Origin of the sequence: Pseudoflavonifractor sp. An85 (assembly GCF_002161235.1) — a bacterium.
Taxonomy (GTDB): domain Bacteria; phylum Bacillota; class Clostridia; order Oscillospirales; family Oscillospiraceae; genus Enterenecus.
In genome coordinates this window covers 1-1,339 of record NZ_NFHE01000095.1, presented here as the reverse complement: position 1 = coordinate 1,339, position 1,339 = coordinate 1, and the positions used below count along the sequence as shown (strand labels likewise).

Below are 1,339 nucleotides of genomic sequence, written 5' to 3'. Positions count from 1 at the left end.
TGGAACCGTCGAGTCTGGAACTGGGGACGTTCGAGTTCTATGAGATAAAATCCTGCATTGCTGATTTCGAGAGCGGACATGGTTTGACCTTCGAGGGTGATGAAAACTATCTGGTCACTGTGCCCGATCTGGCCGAACGGCTCCGCGTCGAACATCGAATCCCCGATGACTGCACGGCGGTGCTCGTTCCCACGTCGGACTGGTCTCGTCTGCGCCGGGCCTTCGGGAAAGATTCGGACATGCATTACCGGAGCATCCATCGAAGGCGCACGGCTGGTGAATTGCTGCTCAGCATCGTCAAGGGACCGTACCCGCATGTTGGTTCCACACTGCTTCCCCATGATGATGTAAGGTGATCCGGCATGGGGATGACCGTGTTCCTGCTTGTCGCAATCATCGGAACCCTGTTCGGTGTCCCCATGGCCGTCGGCTGGATGATCGGCCCATGCGTAAGGCTGTGCATAAAAACCCACACGGTATGGGCTGGTTTCGCGGTGCTGGCTGTCTGGTGCCTGTTGGTGCTTGCGGCATGGTGCCTGTTTCTGGTCTGGTTCTGCAATACGATCTTCTGATACGAATGGAGTGTGTGGAATGGGCGTAACCATACATTCAAGCACGTCCCCGTGCGGCAATGATCCGGAAAAACTGCGGGAGCGTCTTGACGAGATTCAGCTTTGCGAAACATTCAATGATGAATTTTCCTCCGGCATCGAAAGCCCGCGACGCACGCGGCTTCTGGAAAGGCTGCGCACCGTACTCCCCGCGATGCGGGATTGTCTGCTCGATCTGAAGGCGGTGACGGAGGGCGAACGCTCCCGTTACGATCAGGCCGTCGAACGGATGCTGGCGCAGCATCCCGAACTGACGCCCACCACCGGCGAGGTGTGGGATCAGATCGACCCGACCACCGCCGGTATCTGGGACTGCTGCGATGCGCTCACCTATGAAGGCTCCCGCGAATGTGAATGCTGCGGGCACCGGAGTATCCGCACCTCCTCCCTTGAGGACGTGGCGGGAATCATGGAAGAACTTATCCACCTTCTGGAATCGGAGGAGTGACGGATATGGACTGGGTTCTCCCCATCACCGGCATCATCGCCATGCTGTTTCTCATCGCCTCCATGTTCATGGACGACCATCATGACTTCATCCCTCTACTCATCACGGCTGTGATTCTGATTCCATGCGGCATCCTCACTGTGGGTTGACGCCGGAATCGGAGGATGTGTCGCAAAACGTAAGTTTTGTGGCACATCCTTTTTTACTCTCAACAGCAAAAACGAATCCAGTATGTGGAACTTCCGCAGCGTTTTGGGCATGCAAAAGCCAGCCCACACCA

General features: G+C 56.5%; 3 protein-coding genes and 1 pseudogene. All 4 read left to right on the top strand.

Translation table 11 applies throughout. The annotated features are described in order from the left end of the window. Positions 1 to 356: pseudogene (locus tag B5G37_RS15380) on the top strand (hypothetical protein); the annotation flags it as partial. A gap of 6 nt (positions 357 to 362) precedes the next feature. Further along, positions 363 to 572, top strand: coding sequence for a hypothetical protein (locus tag B5G37_RS14480; protein WP_087258953.1), 210 nt, complete (start codon positions 363 to 365; stop codon positions 570 to 572). 19 nt (positions 573 to 591) lie between these two features. Continuing rightward, positions 592 to 1,059 carry a hypothetical protein gene (locus B5G37_RS15095; RefSeq protein ID WP_143482998.1) on the top strand — a complete coding sequence of 156 codons (468 nt, stop codon included), beginning with the start codon at positions 592 to 594 and terminating at the stop codon, positions 1,057 to 1,059. Between the two features lie 5 nt (positions 1,060 to 1,064). Further along, positions 1,065 to 1,208, top strand: a complete 144-nt coding sequence (locus B5G37_RS15375; protein ID WP_158099446.1) for a hypothetical protein — start codon at positions 1,065 to 1,067, stop codon at positions 1,206 to 1,208. The last annotated feature ends 131 nt before the right edge of the window (positions 1,209 to 1,339 follow it).